Annotated in this window: 13 protein-coding genes; 8 read left to right on the top strand and 5 right to left on the bottom strand. The window is 72.4% G+C overall.

From position 1 onward, the window contains the following. Nucleotides 1–251: 251 nt before the first annotated feature. The 4 genes from CR938_RS06040 to CR938_RS06025 are packed head-to-tail and all read right to left on the bottom strand — an operon-like array spanning nucleotide 252 to nucleotide 5,208. Nucleotides 252–3,083, bottom strand: coding sequence for a valine--tRNA ligase (locus CR938_RS06040; RefSeq protein ID WP_162124136.1), 2,832 nt, complete (start codon nucleotides 3,081–3,083; stop codon nucleotides 252–254). Between the two features lie 25 nt (nucleotides 3,084–3,108). Next, nucleotides 3,109–3,303 (bottom strand): YqaE/Pmp3 family membrane protein, encoded by a 195-nt coding sequence (locus tag CR938_RS06035; protein ID WP_162124135.1) that lies wholly within the window; start codon nucleotides 3,301–3,303, stop codon nucleotides 3,109–3,111. A gap of 2 nt (nucleotides 3,304–3,305) precedes the next feature. Continuing rightward, nucleotides 3,306–3,728 carry a DNA polymerase III subunit chi gene (locus CR938_RS06030; RefSeq protein WP_162124134.1) on the bottom strand — a complete coding sequence of 141 codons (423 nt, stop codon included), beginning with the start codon at nucleotides 3,726–3,728 and terminating at the stop codon, nucleotides 3,306–3,308. A gap of 10 nt (nucleotides 3,729–3,738) precedes the next feature. Next, nucleotides 3,739–5,208, bottom strand: coding sequence for a leucyl aminopeptidase (locus CR938_RS06025; protein WP_162124133.1), 1,470 nt, complete (start codon nucleotides 5,206–5,208; stop codon nucleotides 3,739–3,741). Nucleotides 5,209–5,320: 112 nt separating this feature from the next. On the opposite strand from CR938_RS06025, the gene lptF reads away from it, so the two are divergent. Together lptF and lptG are read left to right on the top strand one after the other, a co-directional pair. Further along, the gene (gene lptF / locus CR938_RS06020; protein WP_162124132.1) at nucleotides 5,321–6,406 is read left to right on the top strand and encodes an LPS export ABC transporter permease LptF; all 1,086 of its coding nucleotides are present in this window, start codon (nucleotides 5,321–5,323) and stop codon (nucleotides 6,404–6,406) included. After that, nucleotides 6,403–7,509: an LPS export ABC transporter permease LptG gene (gene lptG, locus CR938_RS06015; RefSeq protein ID WP_162124131.1), complete on the top strand. Its 1,107-nt coding sequence runs from the start codon at nucleotides 6,403–6,405 to the stop codon at nucleotides 7,507–7,509. The genes lptF and lptG overlap by 4 nt, the downstream gene beginning before the upstream one ends. A 4-nt stretch (nucleotides 7,510–7,513) precedes the next feature. Here the strand turns inward: lptG and CR938_RS06010 are convergent, their stop codons facing one another. After that, nucleotides 7,514–7,990 carry an RDD family protein gene (locus CR938_RS06010; protein ID WP_162124130.1) on the bottom strand — a complete coding sequence of 159 codons (477 nt, stop codon included), beginning with the start codon at nucleotides 7,988–7,990 and terminating at the stop codon, nucleotides 7,514–7,516. A gap of 40 nt (nucleotides 7,991–8,030) precedes the next feature. Between CR938_RS06010 and xerD the strand changes: the two genes are divergently transcribed. From xerD to CR938_RS05980, 6 genes are all read left to right on the top strand, one after another. Beyond that, nucleotides 8,031–9,008 (top strand): site-specific tyrosine recombinase XerD, encoded by a 978-nt coding sequence (gene xerD, locus CR938_RS06005; RefSeq protein ID WP_162124162.1) that lies wholly within the window; start codon nucleotides 8,031–8,033, stop codon nucleotides 9,006–9,008. 99 nt (nucleotides 9,009–9,107) lie between these two features. Beyond that, nucleotides 9,108–9,917, top strand: coding sequence for a thioredoxin fold domain-containing protein (locus CR938_RS06000; protein WP_162124129.1), 810 nt, complete (start codon nucleotides 9,108–9,110; stop codon nucleotides 9,915–9,917). Between the two features lie 123 nt (nucleotides 9,918–10,040). Then, nucleotides 10,041–13,934 carry a phosphoribosylformylglycinamidine synthase gene (gene purL / locus CR938_RS05995; RefSeq protein ID WP_162124128.1) on the top strand — a complete coding sequence of 1,298 codons (3,894 nt, stop codon included), beginning with the start codon at nucleotides 10,041–10,043 and terminating at the stop codon, nucleotides 13,932–13,934. A 285-nt stretch (nucleotides 13,935–14,219) separates the two neighbouring features. Next, entirely contained in the window at nucleotides 14,220–15,068 is an 849-nt protein-coding gene (locus tag CR938_RS05990) for a glycosyltransferase (protein ID WP_162124127.1), read from the top strand. Then, on the top strand, nucleotides 15,065–15,916 hold the full coding sequence (locus CR938_RS05985) for a glycosyltransferase (RefSeq protein ID WP_162124126.1): 852 nt from the start codon (nucleotides 15,065–15,067) through the stop codon (nucleotides 15,914–15,916). The genes CR938_RS05990 and CR938_RS05985 overlap by 4 nt, the downstream gene beginning before the upstream one ends. A 691-nt stretch (nucleotides 15,917–16,607) precedes the next feature. After that, a complete protein-coding gene (locus tag CR938_RS05980; RefSeq protein WP_162124125.1) occupies nucleotides 16,608–19,784 on the top strand; it encodes a TonB-dependent receptor in 3,177 nt (1,058 codons plus the stop codon). Nucleotides 19,785–19,972: the final 188 nt, after the last annotated feature.

Genomic DNA, 19,972 nt, shown 5'->3' with positions numbered 1-19,972 from the left:
GCGTGGTGCCAGCGTTCAACCGCCATGGTTGGAGCGCCCTCGGCCCGGGTGCGACGTGACCGGAAATGTCCGTCGCGTCGCCGTGTCCGCGGCGACCCGGCCGGCGTTGCAGGAAAGCGGCGGGCTGGCCGGGGAGGGCGGCCCGGGCATGGGTCACCGGCCACGTCCGGTGGCGCGTCGTGTGCCCGGACAGCGGGAAAGCTGTCCCGCCGGGCGCCATGTGCGCGCCGGCGGGCATGTGGCGCGGCGGATCAGCCCAGCCGCGCGCGCTGTCCGGTCAGGGCGGCGAGCTTGGTGGTCCAGTCGGCCAGGCGCTGGCGCTCCTGCTCGACCACGGCCGGCGGCACCTTCTCGGTGAATCGGGCGAGCTTGGCCTCGCTCTTGGCCTTCTCCGCGGCCACGCGCGCGATCTCCTTGTCCAGGCGGGCACGCTCGGCATCCAGGTCCACCAGGCCTTCCAGCGGCACCAGCAGCTTCAGCTCGCCGACCACGGCCGCGGCCGCCGGCGGCGGCTCGCGGCCGGCCGGCAGCGCCTCGATCGCCTCCAGGCGCAGCAGGAAGCGCAGCTGCGCGTCGAAGCGCTCCACCCGGGCGTGGTCCTGCGCGTCGCCGCCCTGCAGCAGCAGGCGCACCTGGCGCGAGGGCGAAACGCCCAGCTCGCTGCGCACGCGGCGCAGGGCCGAGACCATGGCGCGGAACCAGTCCACGTCCGCGGCCGCGCCGGCGCAGCCGGCCACGTCGAAGTCCTCCGGCAGCGGGTACGGGCGCAGCGACACCGAGGCGCCCTCGATGCCCAGGCGCGGGGCCACCTGCCGCCACAGTTCCTCGGTGACGAACGGGATCAGCGGATGCAGCAGGCGCAGCAGCGCCTCCAGCACGTACAGCAGGGTGTGGCGGGGGCTGGCCGCGGCGGCCTCGTCCCCGCCGTTGAGCGCCGGCTTGGCCAGCTCCACGAACCAGTCGCAGAACTCGTTCCAGGCGAACTCGTACAGCGCCTGCGCCAGCAGGTCGAAGCGGTAGGCGGCGAACTGCGTCTGCGCCTCGGCCACCACCGCGGCCAGGCGCGAGAGGATCCACTTCTCGGCGTCGGTGCGCGGCTGTGGCGCGCCGGCGAACTGCGCCCCGCCGGTGTTCATCAGCACGAAGCGGGTGGCGTTCCACAGCTTGTTGCAGAAGTTCTTGTAGCCCTCGGCGCGGCCCAGGTCGAACTTGATGTCGCGGCCGTGGCTGGCCAGCGCGGCGAAGGTGAAGCGCAGCGCGTCGGCGCCGTGCGCCGGGATGCCGTCCGGGAACTCCTTGCGCGTGGCCTTCTCGATCTTCTCGGCCATCTTCGGCTGCATCAGGCCGCGGGTGCGCTTGGCGACCAGGTCCTCCAGCGAGATGCCGTCGATGATGTCCAGCGGGTCGAGCACGTTGCCCTTGGACTTGGACATCTTCTGGCCGTCCTTGTCGCGGATCAGGCCGGTGATGTACACGTCGCGGAACGGCACCTTCCCGGTGAAGTAGTCGGTGGCCATGATCATGCGGGCCACCCAGAAGAAGATGATGTCGAAGCCGGTGACCAGCACGCTGGACGGCAGGTAGCGGTCGAAGCCGCGCTCGGCCATCTTCTCCGGGTCCGGCCAGCCCATGGTCGAGAACGGCCACAGCTGCGAGGAGAACCAGGTCTCCAGCACGTCCGGGTCCTGGCGCAGGGCCACCTCGGCGCCCAGGCCGTGCTTCTGCCGCACCTCGGCCTCGCTGCGGCCGACGTAGCAGTTGCCGGCCTCGTCGAACCAGGCCGGGATGCGGTGGCCCCACCACAGCTGGCGGCTGATGCACCAGTCCTGGATGTTCTCCATCCAGTGGCGGTAGGTGTTGATCCAGTTGGGCGGGACGAACTGCACCTGGCCGGACTCGACCAGCTCCAGGCCGCGGCGGGCCAGCGCGTCCATGCGCACGAACCACTGGTCGGTCAGGTACGGCTCGATCACCTGGCCGGTGCGGTCGCCGCGCGGCACCTGCAGCTTGTGCGGTCTGGTTTCCACCAGCAGGCCCTGGGCCTCCAGGTCGGCCAGGATGGCCTTGCGTGCCTCGTAGCGGTCCAGGCCGCGGTACTTCTCCGGGGCGTTGTCGTTGAGCGCCGCCTCCGGGGTGAAGATGTTGATCACCGGCAGGCCGTGGCGCTGGCCGACCTGGTAGTCGTTGAAGTCGTGCGCCGGGGTCACCTTGACCACGCCGGTGCCGAACTCGCGGTCCACGTACTCGTCGCCGATCACCGGGATGCGGCGACCGGTCAGCGGCAGCACCACTTCCCTGCCGACCAGGCCCGGGTAGCGCGGATCCTCCGGGTGGACCATCACCGCGGTGTCGCCCAGCATGGTCTCCGGGCGGGTGGTGGCCACCACCAGGTAGTCGCGCACCTCGCGCAGCACCTCGTTGCCGTCGGCGTCGCGCTCGACGTGCTCGTAGGTGGCGCCGTCGGCCAGCGGGTAGCGGATCGACCAGAGGAAGCCGTCCTCCTCGACGTTCTCCACCTCCAGGTCGGAGATGGCGGTCTTCAGCACCGGGTCCCAGTTGACCAGGCGCTGGCCGCGGTAGATCAGCCCGTCCTCGTACCAGCGCACGAAGGCCTCGACCACCGCCCGGGACGACATCTCGTCCATGGTGAAGGTGCTGCGCGACCAGTCGCCGGAGGCGCCCATGCGGCGCATCTGCCGCTCGATGGTGTCGCCGGAGGTGGCCTTCCACTCCCAGACCTTGGCGATGAAGCCTTCGCGGCCCAGCGAGTCGCGGGTCTGCCCCTTGCCCTCGGCAGCCAGGTTGCGGCTGACCACCATCTCGGTGGCGATGCCGGCGTGGTCGGTGCCCATCTGCCACAGCACGTCGAAGCCGCGCATGCGGTGGTAGCGGGCCAGGGCGTCCATCAGCGTGTGCTGGAAGGCGTGGCCCATGTGCAGGGTGCCGGTCACGTTCGGCGGGGGCAGCAGGATGCAGTAGGGCGTGCCCTGGCCGCTGGGGCGGAAGCAGCCGGAGGCTTCCCATTCCGCGTACAGGCGCGACTCGAAGTCCTTGGGTTCGTAGCCGGGGGGCAGGGTGGTCATCGGGAGGTTTTCCGGGAAGTGGCGGTCAGGCGCGCGCCCGCAGCGCGCGCCGGATCTTCTGGTCGGTGCGGTACTGGCCGACCGCGTAGGCGGCCCAGATCGCCGCCGGCGCCCAGCCCAGCACGGTCAGCTGCAGCAGCAGGCACAGCAGGCCGGCGAAGGGACGGCCGATGGTGAAGAAGGCCAGCCAGGGCAGGAGCAGGGCGATCAGCAGGCGCATGGTCACATGTCGTGCTTGTGCAGCTCGTAACCGAGCCCCTGGTACTCGCGCCAGCGCTGGCGCAGCGGGCCGCGCGCGGCCGGGTCGGCCGGCACCACCTCCAGCACGCGTTCGCACGGGGCGGTGTAGGCGCCGTCGCGCAGGTTGATCACCAGCGGGCGCTGCGGGGTCTCCAGCTCCGGCGGGACGATCAGCACCGGGGTCAGCTCGTCCTCCTCGTCGCCGGCGATCTGGTGCGGGATGTAGGCGTCCGGGTCGAACGCCCACAGCAGGTCGTCCAGCTCCTCGGCCTGGGCCTGGTCGCGCGCCAGGATCACCGTCCACTGGTTGGTGTCGCAGGCGCGCCGCGCCAGCTCGCACACCAGCAGCAGCGGCTGCTCCGCGAAGCGCGGCCTGGCGATCAGGTAGAAGTCGGCGCGGGGCATGGCGGCGCGGTCAGTGCGCCCGGTCCAGCAGCCACTGGCACAGCAGGCCGACCGGGCGGCCGGTGGCCATGCCGCGCTTGCCTTCCTCGCTGGCCGAACCGGCGATGTCCAGGTGCGCCCAGCGCTGGCCCTCGGTGAAGCGCGACAGGAAGCAGCCGGCGGTGATGGCGCCGCCCCAGCGGCCGCCGATGTTGTAGACGTCGGCGAAGCTGGACTCCAGCAGGGTCTGGTACTCGTCCCACAGCGGCAGGCGCCAGGCGCGGTCGAACACGTGCTCGCCGGCGTCCAGCAGCTCCTGGGCCAGGTCGTCGTGCTTGCTCATCAGGCCGGTGGCGAAGTGGCCCAGGGCGACCATGCAGGCGCCGGTCAAGGTGGCCACGTCCACCAGCGCGGCCGGCTCGAAGCGCTGGGCGTAGGTCAGCGCGTCGCACAGGATCAGGCGGCCCTCGGCGTCGGTGTTGCCGACCTCGATGGTCTTGCCGGACATGGAGGTGATCACGTCCGACGGGCGGTAGCTGTTGCCGTCGATCGCGTTCTCCACCGCCGGGGCGACCACCACCAGGTTCAGCGGCAGCTTCATCTTCACCGCGGCCACGAACGTGCCCATGACGCTGCCGGCGCCGAGCATGTCGTACTTCATCTCCTCGATGCCGCCCTGGGTCTTGAGGTTGATGCCGCCGGTGTCGAAGGTGATGCCCTTGCCGACCAGCACGTAGGGCCTGGCGTCGCCGCCGCCGTTCCACTTGAGCACGATCAGGCGCGGGCGGTTGGCCGAGCCGCGGGCCACGGCCAGCAGCGCGCCCATGCCCAGGGCCTGCATCTGGGCCTCGTCCAGCACCTCGCACTCGGCGCCCTCGTGGGCGGCGGCGAACTTCTGCGCCTGCTCGGCCAGGTAGGCCGGGTTGCAGATGTTCGGCGGCAGGTTGCCCAGTTCGCGGGTGAAGGCCACGCCCTCCGCGATGGCCTGGCCCTGGGCCAGGGCGCCGGCGTCCTCGCCGGCGATGGCCAGCTCGCGCAGGCCCGGCTCGTCCTGCTTGCGGCCCAGGGTGGCGGTGTAGCGGTAGGCGGCGTGGTCGGCGGCCACCACTGCCTGGCGTACGTTCCAGGCGGCGTCGCGGCCCGGCACGGCCAGCTCGCTGAGGGTCAGCAGGGCGCGCCCGGCCGGGCCGGTCTTCAGCGCCCGCACCGCGTCGGCCACGGCCTTCAGGTACTGCGGCACGCCGAACCTGGCCGGCTCGCCCAGGCCGATCACCAGCACGCGCGGGGCGGTCACGCCCGGCAGGTCGTGCAGCATCAGGCTGCGGCCGGTGCGGCCGCTGAGGTCGCCGCGCTCCAGCAGGGCGCGCAGGCGGCCGCCGCTGGCCTCGTCGATGGCCTGCCCCGCGGGCGTGAGCGTCTTGTCGGCGAAGGCGCCGGCGATGACGCAGTCGAAGGCGGCCGCAGGCGCGGCGTCGCGGTTCAGGGTGAATTGCAGGGCCATTGATCAGATTCCGGGGGCAGGTACGTACAATCACGGATTCGCCCATTCCGGCCGCCGGCCGGCGGCGGGCGTCCGCAAGCGAATCCAAGAGTTTATAGGACTGGCCCGCCCGATGCCGAAGCTCGACCGTTACCTGCTGCGCGACTTCGTCCAGAGCTTCCTGGCGACGCTGATCGTGCTGCTGACCGTCAGCCTGGGCGGGGTGCTGGTGGACGTGCTGGGGGAGGTCGCCGACGGCGGCATTCCGGCACGCCTGCTGCTGTCCCAGCTGGGTCTGCAGCTGCTGGTCTACCTGCCGCTGGTGCTGCCCCTGGCCCTGATGCTGGGCCTGATGCTGGCCGTGGCCCGCCTGTACCGGGACTCGGAGATGGCGGTGCTCAACGCCGTGGGCGTGGGCCCGCGGCGGCTGCTGCGGCCGCTGCTGCTGGCGGTGCTGCCGGTGGTGGCGGTGGTCGGGGCCTGCTCGCTGTGGCTGGGGCCCTGGGCCGACCGGGCGGCGGTGCGCATGGTCGAGCAGGCCAACCGCAGCCTGATCGTGGCCGGCATGGAGCCGGGCCGCTTCACCACCCTGCCGGGGGGCGGGATCGTCTACATCGACGGCATGAGCGAGGACGGCACCACCCTGCAGGGCATCTTCACCCAGCGCGAGCGCGACGGCCGCGTGGACGTGTCCACCGCCCGCACCGGCACCCTGGAGCTGGCCGGCGAACACGAGCGCTACCTGCAGCTGCGCGACGGCCACCGGGTCGAAGGCCCGCTGGACGGCGGCCTGGACTTCCGCCTGATGCGCTACGCCATCAACGAGCTGGCCCTGCCGGACCGGGCCGAGCCCCCGGACGAGGACGCCCCGGCGCTGCTGCCGACCACCGACCTGTTCGGCAACGGCCGCCCGGAGGCGGCGGCCGAGCTGCACCGGCGCCTGGCCCCGCCGCTGCTGGCTCTGGGCTTCGCCCTGCTGACCGTGCCGATGGCGCGCAGTGCCCCGCGCCAGCAGCGCTACGGCCGCCTGCTGCTGGGCTTTCTGGCCTACCTGGTGGGCGTGAACCTGATGTTCATCGGCGTGCGCATGCTGGCCGACGGGCGCCTGCCGGCGGCGGCCGGGCTGTGGTGGCTGACCCTGCCGCTGCTGGCCCTGGCCGCCTGGCTGTACCTGCGTGACGGGCGCCTGCCGCGGCGGCGCCGGGGGGCGGTGGCATGAGCCGGCCCTGGCGTCCGCGCCTGCACGACCTCTACATCGGCCGCGTGGTGCTGGCCACGGTCCTGCTCACCTGGGCGGTGCTGGTGGGCCTGGACGTGGTCATGGCCCTGTCCGGGCAGCTGGGCGACCTGGGCAAGGGCAGCTACGACTTCCCCACCGCCCTGGTCTACGTGGCCCTGTCGGTGCCGCGCCGCGCCTACACGATCTTCCCCTACGCGGCGGTGATCGGCTCGCTGCTGGGCCTGGGCCAGCTGGCGGCGACCTCCGAGCTGACCGCGCTGCGCGCGCTGGGCCTGTCGCGGCGGCGGCTGTCGGTGTCGGTGGTGGCGGCGCTGGTCCTGCTGACCGGGCTGATGGTGGTCAACGGCGAGACCCTGGCCCCCTGGGGCCAGCGCCAGGCCGACCAGCTCAAGCTGGCGGCCAAGAACAACAACGTGGCCATGGCCCGCTACTCCGGCCTGTGGGCGCGCGAGGGCGACACCTTCCTCAACGCCGTGGACGGCCAGGAGCGCATCGAGGGCGGCCGCCGCGTGCTGGAGCTGCGCGATGTGCGCCTGTACCAGGTGGACGGGGAGGGGCGCCTGCGTTCGCTGACCCGCGCCGGCATGGCGGTGCACGACAGCAGCGGCTGGCGCCTGCTGGACGTGCGCCGGATCGAGTTCGGCGAGGACCACGCGCGCCGCACCGAGGCGGCCGAGCAGCGCTGGGAGTCGGAGCTGGATCCCAACGCCCTGGCCGCCGGCGTGACCCGGCCGCGCAACCTCTCGGCCGCCGACCTGCAGGCCAGCATCGAGTACCGCCAGCGCAACGGCCTGGACGCGCGCGAGTACGAGGACACCTACTGGAGCCGCTGGTTCTACCCAGTGAACGTGCTGGCCCTGTGCCTGGCCGCGGTGCCCTTCGCCTTCGGCAGCCTGCGCAGCGGCGGCATGGGCAAGCGCCTGTTCCTGGGCATCATCTTCGCCCTGGGCTTCATGCTGCTGCAGATGCAGTTCGGCCGCCTGGCCGGCGCGTTCCGCTTCGACTACCGCATCGCCTACGCGCTGCCGCCGGTGCTGATGCTGGGCATCTCCTGGCTGCTGTTCCGGCGCAAGTCCGGCTGAGCGTTCAGCGCCGCTTCGGCACCCGCAGCACGCGCGTGCCGCTGGCGCGGTCGTGCCAGGTCAGGTGCTCGCGGTCGAACCACGCCCACCAGAAGCCCAAGCCGCCGGCGGCCAGCGACAGCGTGGCCACCGCGAAGCGCAGCCAGGCCGCGCCCCGGCCGGGCGCCCCGCCGTCGCGCGCCACCACCCGGATCCGCCACGGGCGCATGCCCAGGGTCTGCCCGCCGTGGCGCCAGCTGAGCGTGGCGTACAGCCCGGCCACCGCCCAGCAGGCCAGCCACAGCAGCCACCACAGCGGGCTGAGGGGGGCGATGTTGTGGCGGGTGTCGCCGCTGAGGACCACGTCCAGAAGCACGAACGGCACCGCGGTCAGGAACCACAGCGCCACCACCGGCCACAGGTCGTAGAACAGCGCCAGCAGGCGCCAGCCCAGCAGGGCGCGCGGGCGTTCGGGCGTGGTGTCGGCGGCGGTGTTTTCCATGCGCAACAGGATAGCGGCAGCGCCGGGCTATCCTGTGCCGATGGCCCAGGCCCGCACCACCGCCGAACGCCGCCAGCTGGCCCGCGCGCTGCCGCCGCTGCGCGAGGCCGACGCGCGCGCCATCCAGCGCTTCCTCGACGCCGCCTGGGCCGAGCAGGGCCTGGCCCGGCGCAGCCTGGAGGCCTACCGGCGCGACCTGGAGCAGCTGGCGCGCTGGCGCGACGGCACCGGTGGCGGCCTGGAGGGTGCCGACCGCCAGGCCCTGTTTGACTACCTGGCCTGGCGCGCGCGTCAGGGCTACCACCCGCGCAGCAATGCCCGCCTGCGCGCCAGCCTGCGCGCCTTCTACGGCCACCTGGGGCGCTCGGGCGCGCGCGCGGACGATCCGGCGGCGCTGCTGGACCCGCCCAGGGTGCCGCGGCCGCTGCCCAAGGCGCTCACCGAGTCGGAGGTGGACGCCCTGCTGGCCGCGCCCGACACCGCCACGCTGGAGGGCCTGCGCGACCGCGCCATGCTCGAGCTCATGTACGCCGCCGGCCTGCGCGTGAGCGAGCTGGGGGGCCTGCCGGCCAACGCGGTCAACCGGCGCCAGGGCGGGGTGCGGGTGCTGGGCAAGGGCGGCAAGGAGCGCCTGGTGCCGCTGGGCGAGGAGTCGCAGCACTGGCTGCAGCGCTACCTGGAGCAGGCCCGCCCGGTGCTGGCCGGGACCCGCCCGGTTCCGGCCGGGCCGGACGGCCAGGTGCCGCTGTTCCTGACCGCCGCGCGCCGCGCGCCCACCCGCCAGGCCTTCTGGCAGGCGCTCAAGCGCCATGCCGCCGCGGCCGGGGTGGACCCGCGCACGGTCACCCCGCACGGGCTGCGCCACAGCTTCGCCACCCACCTGCTCAACCGCGGCGCCGACCTGCGCGCCCTGCAGCTGCTGCTGGGCCACGCCAGCCTGTCCACCACCCAGATCTACACCCGGGTGGCCAACGAGCAGCTGCGGCAGCTGCACGCGCGCCACCACCCGCGCGGCTGAACCGCAACCGCAGGGCGGGGCGGCCGGCCGCGGCCCGGTGGCGGGACGGGGCGGTGCGATATGCGAAACTTCGCCCAACCTCCCTGACGGTGTCCCGACATGTCCCGTTCCTTCCCCCCCGCGCTGCTGGGCGCCATGAGCCTCGGCGCCTGCGCGCAGCCCGCCGATCCGTCCCCGGTCCAGCCGTCCCCGGCCCAGCCCGCGGCCGCCGCCAGGGCGGCACCGGCCGGCTCGCCCGAGGCCCGGGTGCGCGAGGCCCTCGGCCAGCTGATGCCGGGCGTGCAGCCGGACTACGTGGGCGCGGCGCCGTTCCCGGGCTTCCGCGAGATCCTGCTGGACGGGCAGGTGCTGTACGTGTCCGACGACGGCCGCTACCTGATGCAGGGCCAGCCCTTCGACCTGCAGACCCGCCAGCCGGCCGCCAGCGCCGGGCTGATGGAGTACCGCCGCAGCCTGCTGGCGTCGGTGCCGGCCGGCGAGCGCATCGTCTTCGCTCCGCCCAACGCCAGGTACACGGTGACGGTGTTCACCGACATCGAGTGCGGGTACTGCCGGCGCATGCACCAGGACATCGCCGAGTACAACCGCCTGGGCATCGCCGTGGAGTACCTGGCCTTCCCGCGCATGGGCATGGCCAGCGAGGGCTTCCGCAACATGGTCTCGGTCTGGTGCGCGGCCGACCGCCGCAAAGCCCTGACCGACGCCAAGAGCGGCAAGCCGGTGCCGCGCAAGGACTGCACCAGCCCGGTGGCGATGCACTACACCCTCGGCCAGCGGGTGGGCGTGACCGGCACCCCGGCGGTGTTCGCGCCCGACGGCACCCAGCTGGGCGGCTACGTGCCGCCGGCGCAGCTGCGCGCCGCCCTGGACCGTCTGGCCGGCGCGGACGGCCAGGCCGGCGGCCGCTGAGGCCGCAACGGCCGCGCGCGCCGGCCCCGCGGGGCCGCGCCGCGCGGCCCGCCACCCGGCCGCCGGGTGCCCGGCGGCCGGCTCCGTTACAATGGCCGGCCATTCCCTGCGACTTTCCCGGACATGATCGTCCTCGAGGGCGCGCCTGCCCTTTCGCCGTTCCGCCGGCAGCGGCTTGAATCCCGTCTGCAGTCCCTGGTCCCCGGCCTTCGCATCGAAGGCGCCTGGTACGTCTACTTCGTCCAGCCCGGCGACGGGCGGCCCGACCCCGAGGCCCTGTGCCGCATCCTGCAGGCGCAGGAGACGCCGGCCCCGGCCGCCGCGGGCACCTGCTCCCGCTTCGTGGTGCCGCGCCTGGGCACGCGCTCGCCGTGGTCGAGCAAGGCCACCGAGCTGCTGCAGGGCGCCGGCCTGGCGGTGGCGCGGGTCGAGCGCGGCATGCGCCTGGACCTGGCCGGCTGGCCGCAGGATCCGGCCGCGCAGGCCGCGGTGGCGCGCCTGCTGCACGATCCGATGACCCAGTCGCTGCTGGACTCGCGCCAGGCCGCGCAGGCGCTCTTCGCCGTGCCGCCGCGCGGGCGGCTGGAGCGCATCCCGCTGGAGTCGCTGGAGGAGGCCAACCGGCGCCTGGGCCTGGCCCTGGCCGGGGACGAGATCGAGTACCTGCGCGCGCGCTACGCCGAGCTGGGTCGCCAGCCCTCGGACGTGGAGCTGATGATGTTCGCGCAGGCCAACTCCGAGCACTGCCGGCACAAGATCTTCAACGCCAGCTGGACCATCGACGGCAAGCCGCAGGAGCGCTCGCTGTTCCGGATGATCCGGCACACCCACCAGCAGACCCCGCAGCACACCCTGTCGGCCTACAGCGACAACGCCGCGGTGATCGAGGGCTACCCGGCCGCGCGCTACCGCCCGGGCCACGACGGCGTCTACCGCACCGGCCCGGTGGAACCGTCGGCCTTCTGCATCAAGGTGGAGACCCACAACCACCCGACCGCGATCTCGCCGTTCCCGGGCGCCTCCACCGGCGCCGGCGGCGAGATCCGCGACGAGGGCGCCACCGGCCGTGGCGGCAAGCCCAAGGCCGGCCTGACCGGCTTCACCGTCTCGCACCTGCGCATCCCCACGCTGCCGCGGCCATGGGAGGGCGAGCGCCCGCTCAACCCGCGCATGGCCCCGGCGCTGGAGATCATGCTCGACGGTCCGCTGGGTGGCGCGGCGTTCAACAACGAGTTCGGCCGGCCCAACCTGCTGGGCTACTTCCGCAGTTTCGAGCTGCCGGAGGGCGAGGACGCCGACGGCAGCCGCCTGGTGCGCGCCTACGACAAGCCGATCATGCTGGCCGGCGGCCTGGGCGCGATCGATCGCATCCAGGTGCAGAAGAAGAAGCTCTCCCCGGGCGACGCGGTGGTGGTGCTGGGCGGTCCGTCCATGCTGATCGGCCTGGGCGGCGGTGCCGCCAGCTCGGTGGCCTCCGGCCAGAGCAGCGAGGACCTGGACTTCGCCAGCGTGCAGCGCGACAACCCGGAGATGGAGCGCCGCTGCCAGGAGGTCATCGACCGCTGCGTGGCCATGGGCGAGGCCAACCCCATCCTGTGCATCCACGACGTGGGCGCCGGCGGCCTGTCCAACGCCATCCCCGAGCTGCTGCACGACTCGGGCGTGGGCGGCGTGATCGACCTGGACAAGGTGCCCAGCGACGACCCGTCGCTGTCGCCCATGCAGCTGTGGTGCAACGAGTCGCAGGAGCGCTACGTGCTGGGCGTGCCCCAGGACCGGCTGGCCGAGTTCGCCGCCTTGTGCGAGCGCGAGCGCTGCCCGTTCGCCGTGGTTGGCACCGCCACCGCGGAGGAGCGCCTGGTGGTCGGCTGGGGCGCCAGGGTGGACGCGATCCCGGCCGACGCGGCCATCGACCTGCCCATGGACGTGCTGTTCGGCAAGCCGCCGAAGATGCACCGCGACACCGCGCATCCGCCGGCGCCGCGCTGGCCGGCGCTGTCCACCGCCGGGCTGGACCTGCGCGAGGCCGGCCTGCGCGTGCTGGCCCATCCCACGGTCGCGTCCAAGAACTTCCTGGTCACCATCGGCGACCGCAGCGTCGGCGGGCTGACCGCGCGCGAGCAGATGGTCGGCCCCTGGCAGGTGCCGGTGGCCGACTGCGCCATCACCCTGGCCGACTACGACGGCGTGGCCGGCGAGGCCATGGCCATCGGCGAGCGCACCCCGCTGGCCCTGCTGGACGCGGCCGCGGCCGCGCGCATGGCGGTGGGCGAGGCCATCACCAACCTGTGCGCGGCCCCGGTGGGCTCGCTGGACACGGTCAAGCTGTCGGCCAACTGGATGGCCGCCGCCGGCCACCCGGGCGAGGACGCGCTGCTGTACGACGCGGTGCGCGCGGTCGGCATGGAGCTGTGCCCGCAGCTGGACCTGGCCATCCCGGTGGGCAAGGACTCGCTGTCCATGCAGGCGCAGTGGCAGGCCGACGGCACCACCCACAAATCGGTCTCGCCGGTGTCGCTGGTGGTCTCGGCCTTCGCCCCGGTGGCGGACGTGCGCGCGCAGCTGACCCCGCTGCTGGCCCCGCGCCGCGACAGCGACCTGTGGCTGATCGGCCTGGGCGGCGGCCGCCAGCGCCTGGGCGGTTCGGTGCTGGCGCAGGTGCACGCGCAGGGCGACGGCCTGCCGGCCTTCGCCGGCCCGGTGCCGGACCTGGACGATCCGCAGCGCCTGCGCGCCTTCTTCGAACTGATCCGCGACGCGCGCGAGGCCGGCCTGCTGCTGGCCTACCACGACCGCAGCGACGGCGGCGCCTTCGCCGCCCTGTGCGAGATGGCCTTCGCCTCGCGCCAGGGACTGGAGATCGTGCTCGACGGCTGGGGCGACGACCCGTTCCGCACCCTGTTCAACGAGGAGCTGGGCGCGATCGTGCAGGTGGCCGACGAGGACCGTGCCGCCTTCGCCGACCTGGTCGAGCGCCATGCCCTGACCGAGTGCGCACAGCGCATCGCCCGCCCGACCGCGCGCCCGGTGGTGCGGGTCATGCGCGACGGCCACCGCCTGGCCGAGTGGCGCTGGGAGGAGCTGTTCGACGCCTGGTGGTCGGTGACCCACGCCATGCAGAGGCTGCGCGACAACCCCGACAGCGCCGACGAGGAGCGCGAGGTCGCGCGCGACTTCGAGGCCCCGGGCCTGAAGCCGAAGCTGGCCTTCGACCCGGACGAGGATGTGGCCGCGCCGTTCATCGCCACCGGCGCGCGCCCGCGCGTGGCCATCCTGCGCGAGCAGGGCGTCAACGGCCAGGTGGAGATGGCGCGCGGCTTCGACCGCGCCGGTTTCGAAGCCGTGGACGTGCACATGAGCGACCTGATCGCCGGCCGCATCACCCTCGACGGCTTCAAGGGCCTGGCCGCCTGTGGCGGCTTCAGCTACGGCGACGTGCTCGGCGCCGGCCGCGGCTGGGCCACCTCGATCCTGGAGCGCCCGGCGCTGCGCGAGATGTTCGCCGCCTTCTTCGCCCGCGAGGACACCTTCTCGCTGGGCGTGTGCAACGGCTGCCAGATGCTCAGCCAACTGCGCGGGATCATCCCCGGCGCGCAGCACTGGCCGCGCTTCCTGCGCAACCGCAGCGAGCAGTTCGAGGCGCGCACCGCGCTGCTGGAGGTGGTGGAGTCGCCGTCGGTGCTGCTGCGCGGCATGGCCGGCTCGCGCATCCCGGTGGCGGTGGCGCATGGCGAGGGCCGCGTCGAGTTCGACTCGGCCGTGGACCAGGCCGCCGCGCGCGTGGCGCTGCGCTACGTGGACGGCGACGGCAACGTGGCCACCCGCTACCCGCTCAACCCGAACGGTTCGCCCGACGGCATCACCGGCCTGACTAGCGAGGACGGCCGCGCCACCATCCTGATGCCGCATCCGGAGCGGGTGCTGCGCACGGTCAACCTGAGCTGGCACCCGGCCGAGTGGGGCGAGTTCTCGCCCTGGATGCGCATGTTCCGCAACGCCCGGGTCTGGGTCGGCTGACCCGGCCGCCCGCCCCGTGCGCACGGCGCGGGGCGGGCACGGCGCTCGGCCCCCCCACATGCGGAGGCGCCCGGCAGGGCAGCGTCCGGCCGCGCGTCATCTGCAGGAGCCGCGTCAGCGGCGATCCGGCCGGCGCACCCGGCGCCGGCGTTTGACCGCCGCGCCTGGAGGCACCCCGCGCGACATGACCGGAGGCGTCCGTCGCGTCGCCGCGTGCGCCTACAGGAGGGCGTGCGGCGCCTGTTAAAGTCTGCGCCGTTGCCCGACACGAAGATCCCGCCGCCCGTGAGCGACCTGCCCATCGTCCTGCTGCCGCTCGGCACCGACGAGGACGCCCTCGATGCCTGCCTGGCGGCGCTGGATGCGGCCACGCCGGCCGGCACGCCGGTGTGGCTGGCCGATGACGCCGCCGCCGGCCCGCGCGGCGTGGCCCTGGTCGAGCGCTGGCTCAAGCGCACCCGGCTGCGCGCCGAGTACACCCGGCGGCCGCGGCCGGTGGGCGAGGTGGCGCACCTGCAGCAGATGCTCGAGGCCTGCGGCGAGGCCGACGTGGTGGTGCTGGCCGCCGACGCGCAGCCGTTGCCCGGCTGGCTGGCGCAGCTGGCCGCCTGCCTGGCCCGCGATGCCGCCATCGCCACCGCCACGCCCTGGAGCAATGCCGGCGAGGCGGCCAGCTGGCCGCGCCTGGGCGAGATCGCCCCGCCGCCGGCCGACCCCGCCCTCACCGCGCAGGCCTGCGCGGCGCTGGCGCCCGTGCATCCGGAACTGCCGGCGGCGATCACCCACGCGGTGGCGCTGCGTGGCCGCGCCCGGCGCATGGCCGGCGGTCTGGACGTGGCCAGTTTCGCCTCCTGGTACGCGGCGCTGATCGACCTGTCCCTGCGCCTGGCCGGCCTGGGCTGGCGCAACGTGCTGTGCGAGACGGCCTTCGTCGCCCGTGGCGCCGAGGGGTGCCCGGCCGACGGCGACATGGAGCGGCTGGCCGCGCGGTGGCCGGCCTGGCATCCGCGTCTGGCCGGCTTCCTCATGGACGACCCGCTGCACGCCCTGCGCCAGCGCCTGGCCGGTCTGCACGAGGTGCTGCGCGACAGCCCGCAGCACGATCTGTTCGCCGCCGCGGAGGGGCGTGCATGAGCACGGCCAACGGCGGCATCGCCGCGGTGGTGGTCAGCCACCAGAGTGCCGGCACCATCGATGCCTGTCTGGCCCGCCTGCGTGCGGCCGCGGACGTGGCCGAGATCCGCGTGGTGGACAACGCCTCCACCGACGCCACCCTGGAGATCGTGCAGCGCCACGCCCTGGCCGATCCGCGGGTGCGCTTCATCGCCAACCCGGACAACCCGGGCTTCGCCGTGGCCTGCAACCAGGGCGCGGCGGCCTCGGCCGCGCCGTGGCTGGCCTTCGTCAATCCCGACCTGCAGGTGGAGCCGGACACCCTGGTGCGCCTGCGCGCCCACGCCGTCTCGCTGGGCGGGGAGGTGCTGCTGGGCGCGGACCTGTATGGCGAGGATGGCGTGTACGACGGCGCGGCGCGCCGGCGCGATCCGGACTTCGCGGCCATGCTGCGCAATCCCGCGGCGGGCACGCGCCTGGAGGTGCCGCGCGATCCGGCGCTGGCGCTGCAGCCGGTCGACGCGGTCTCCGGCGCGCTGATGCTGGTGCCGCGCGCGCTGTTCCAGCGCATCGGCGGCTTCGACGAGGGTTACCGGCTGCACGCGGAGGACCTGGACCTGTGCCGCCGCGCGCGCCAGGCGGGTGCCCGGGTGGCGGTGGCCAACGATGTGGCGGTGCTGCACGTGCGCGGCGTTTCCAGCCGCGCGCGCCCGCTGTTCGTCGAATGGCACAAGCACCGCGGCCTGTGGCGCTACTTCCGCCGTTTCGAGGCCGCGCGCCGCGGCCCGCTCACCCGCGCGGCGGTGTTCGCCGCGATCTGGGCCCACTTCGCCCTGGCCGCGCTGCGCAGCCGCCTGCGGCGCCGCTGAACCGCCTGGCCCGTCGCCGCCCGGGCACGGGTGGCCTGCCGCTCGCGCAGGCATGTTGCACCGCATCGAACACGCCCGGGGCCGGGTTTCGGCATCCGTTTCGCCAGCCGTCCGCCAGGCGCGGAAGCGGCCGGTTTGTCGGGACATAAATGTTAAGTCCGTGTGGAAATATGCGCGCGGACATTCACCATGGCCACATGGAATGTCATGTCCTGCGGTGTCATGAAACAAGCGCTGAAACATTCCCGATCGTTGCCTGGGAAACTGTAAAAATTGTGTTGCGCCGCACAGTGACACCCCCGGGGGTGCGTGCTAACAGTGCGCGCAATTCGAGCTGATAGCGTTATCAGGCCTGTGTTTGGCGGCTGCGCGCGGACGGATTGGGAGCACGACGGACGCAGACGGGATGCACGGATGTTTTTTCGGCCGGATTCTGTTTTGCCGGCCGTGAAGTAAACGGAGCCCATGCCGGCTCCGGCTCACCTGAAGGCGGGGAAGTAAACCGCCGCCCCCACGGGGCAAAGACATCCACCAGTGTTTGAACTCAGGAGGGAGGGTTTGCAGATGAGTTTTTGCCCGAACCGATGTCTTGCGCTGTCATCCAGCGAGGTGACAGCAGCGTCCGCGCCGCGGACGGCCAAGCCAGGCGCGCCGGCCGGCGCCCACCACGACGAGCGCTGAGGACAGCCCAATGAGCCAGAAGCACAAGACCCGCCGCCGCTTCAGGTCGAAGGCGATGTTCACCATCGTCGGCGGCGCCATCATCATCAATCCCGCCTACGCCCAGGATGCCCGCCAGCAGGACGATGCGACGACCCTGGACACCGTGGTCGTCACCGGCATGCGTTCCTCGCTGGACCACGCCATGAACATCAAGCGCGACACGCCGGGCATCGTGGACGCGATCTCCGCCGAGGACATCGGCAAGTTCCCCGACACCAACCTGGCCGAGTCGCTGCAGCGCATCACCGGCATCTCGATCGAGCGTCGCGACGGCGAGGGCGCCCAGGTCACCGCCCGCGGATTCGGCTCGGACTTCAACATGGTGACCCTCAACGGCCGCCAGATCCCGGGTGCCGATGGCTTCGGCAGCGGCGCCCTGGAGATCGGCGGCGTCGGCTCGGGCGTGCGCGGCTTCAACTTCGCGCAGCTGGCGGCCGAGGCCATCTCCGGCGTGACGGTGTACAAGACCGGCCGCGCCAACGTGCCCTCCGGCGGCATCGGCGCCACCATCGACATTCTCACCGACCGGCCGTTCAACCACCGGGGCGGCGAGGTGGTGGCCAGCGCCGGCGTGAAGGCGGTCTCGGACGAGTCGCAGGTCTTCGGCAGCGACATCACGCCCGAGGTGTCCGGCATCTTCAGCTACGCCAACCCGGACAAGGTCTGGGGCGTCGGCCTGAGCGCCAGCTACCAGAAGCGCCACGGCGGCTCGGTGCAGGCCACCGAGAACACCTGGAACGTGGCGCGCTGGACCGGGTCCGACTCGCGCTTCCGCCCCGGCGCGGTGATCGAGAACGCCCCGCAGGTCGGCCAGCTGTACTCCATGCCCAACGACCTGCGCTACGCATTCCAGGACTTCGAGCGCGAGCGCACCAACGCCCAGGCGGTGCTGCAGTTCGCCCCGACCGACGCGTTCACCTTCACCCTGGACTACACCTACTCGCGCAACGAGATCTCGTCGCAACGCGGCGAGCAGACCATGTGGCTGCAGAACAGCCTGACCCACGTCACCTTCGACGGGGATCCGCAGGTCGCCACGCCGATCTACATCCGCGACATCGCCGGCTCCGGCAAGGACTTCGGCTTCGAGCAGCAGCGCGACGAGCAGAAGTACACGCTGGACTCGCTGGGCCTGAACATGCGCTGGGACGTGAACGACCGCTTCACCGTCCACTTCGACGCGCACAACACCAAGACCAAGAGCCTGCCCAACGATCCGATCACCGGCGGCAGCTCCACCGCGTTCAGCTTCGCCGGCGTCGCCCCCGACCGCAACAACAACAACTGGGCGCAGGAGTACTGGTTCAGCGGCGGCCTGCCGATCATGTCCAATACCCTGTACCCGACCACGGCCGATGCCCTGGCCAACACCAACGGCATCGTCAATCCGGCCTTCGAGCCGTCGCAGCTCGGTTCGCAGATCATGCGCATCTGGGCCACGCGGCAGGAGACCGAGATCAAGCAGGGGCGTCTGGAGGGCGAGCTGAACTTCGACAACGGCCGCTTCGTGTTCGGCGCCGACGGGTCGCAGACCAAGATGCGCCGGCTGAACGTGGACGGCCACGCCCACCTGATGACCCTGGGCAACTGGGGCGTGGACGATGCCGGCCAGGTGCAGGGCATGACCGATCTGCTGCACCGGATCAACATCGCCGGCCTGTTCAGCGACTTCAGCACCCGTGGCGGCTCGCCGCACGCCTGGCGCGGCGACGCCAGCGCCTTGGCGCGCTGGGCCGAGTCGGCCTGCGCCAGCGGCACCGCCCCGGCGGTGTGGCCGGACTGCGACCAGATCAGCTCGAAGGTGCGCACCGTCTACGACCAGAACAACCTGGTCGAGGAGGAGAGCAAGGCGATCTACGTCCAGTGGGAGCAGGAGGGCCAGCTCGGCAACTTCCCGACCTACACCGTGGTCGGCGTGCGCTACGAGAAGACCGACGTGACCTCCACCTCGGTGATCCAGATTCCGCGGGCGATCCGCTGGATGTCCAACAACGACTTCACCATCGACGCATCGGACGAGGCGCAGCCGTTCAGCGAGAAGGGCAGCTACAGCTACGTCCTGCCGAACCTGGACTTCAGCATCGACTTCACCTCGGACCTGAAGGGCCGGGCCTCGTTCAGCAAGACCATCGCCCGTCCGCCGTACGGCAACCTGTATGCCGGCCCGGTGCCGGGCGCGCCGTCCGGATCGATCCTGTTCGGCGAGCAGTTCCGCGGCGCCGGCAGCGCGCAGGATCCGGGCCTGCTGCCGCTGGAGTCCGACAACCTCGACCTGGGCGTGGAGTGGTACTTCGCCCCGTCCAGCTTCGTGGGTGTGACCTACTGGAACAAGCGGGTCAAGAACTTCATCGGCAACAGCGTGGTCCGCCAGAACCTGTACGGCATCACCGACCCGACCTCCGGCCCCGACGCGCAGGCCGCCCTGGCGTTCCTGGAGAGCGCGCAGTGCGAGGCCCAGGTGCTGGCGGCCGGCAACGACCCGGGCGAGGCCTGCGTGGGCAACTACACCACGCTGTTCACCGCCCTGGCGATGCTGCGCAACGAGGCGGCGACCGGTGGCCTGGCCGCGTACAACGGCTCCAGCGCGCAGGTGCTGGAGATGGAGTCGCGCTTCGACATCTTCGGCGAGGCCGACGACCCGCTGTACATGTTCGACGTCAACCGCCCGGTCAACCAGCGCTCGGCGCGCCTGCACGGCTGGGAGATCGGCGGCCAGTACTTCTTCGGCGACACCGGCTTCGGCGTCCTGGCCAACTACACCATCGTCAAAGGCGATGTGGGCATCGACCGGGCTGCCGACCCGGGCGAGGATGTGTTCGCCCTCACCGGCCTGTCGGACACCGCCAACCTGGTGCTGATGTACGAGAAGTACGGCTGGTCGGCGCGCCTGGCCTGGAACTGGCGCGACAAGTACCTGCTGGCGGCCAACCAGAACGGCAACAACCGCAACCCGTACTTCGTCGAGGCGTACGACCAGATCGACCTCAGCGTGGCCTACAGCTTCAACGACAAGCTGACGCTGTCGCTGGAGGTGATCAACCTGACCGGCGAGGACATCCGCTGGCACGCCCGCTCGAAGAACCAGATGGTGCGCCTGGTGGACCAGGAGCCGCGCTACATGCTGGGTCTGCGCTACGAGTTCTGACGCCCTGCGCCGGGTGTCATGACCGGAGGGGCCGCCGCGCCGGCGGCGGCCCCTTTTTTCCGGTTCTTCTCCCAACTGAGGGGAGAGAGGCGCACGGCCGACCCGGCAGAATTGTTGTTCTCGAGGCAACAAAACGGGGCCGGCCGTGGCCGAAGTGGATTGTATGTCCCAGCTGGGTGGCTGGAAGG

It is taken from the genome of Pseudoxanthomonas taiwanensis (assembly GCF_010093135.1).
Classification (GTDB): domain Bacteria; phylum Pseudomonadota; class Gammaproteobacteria; order Xanthomonadales; family Xanthomonadaceae; genus Pseudoxanthomonas; species Pseudoxanthomonas taiwanensis.
This window is presented reverse-complemented; position numbering and strand designations above follow the sequence as displayed.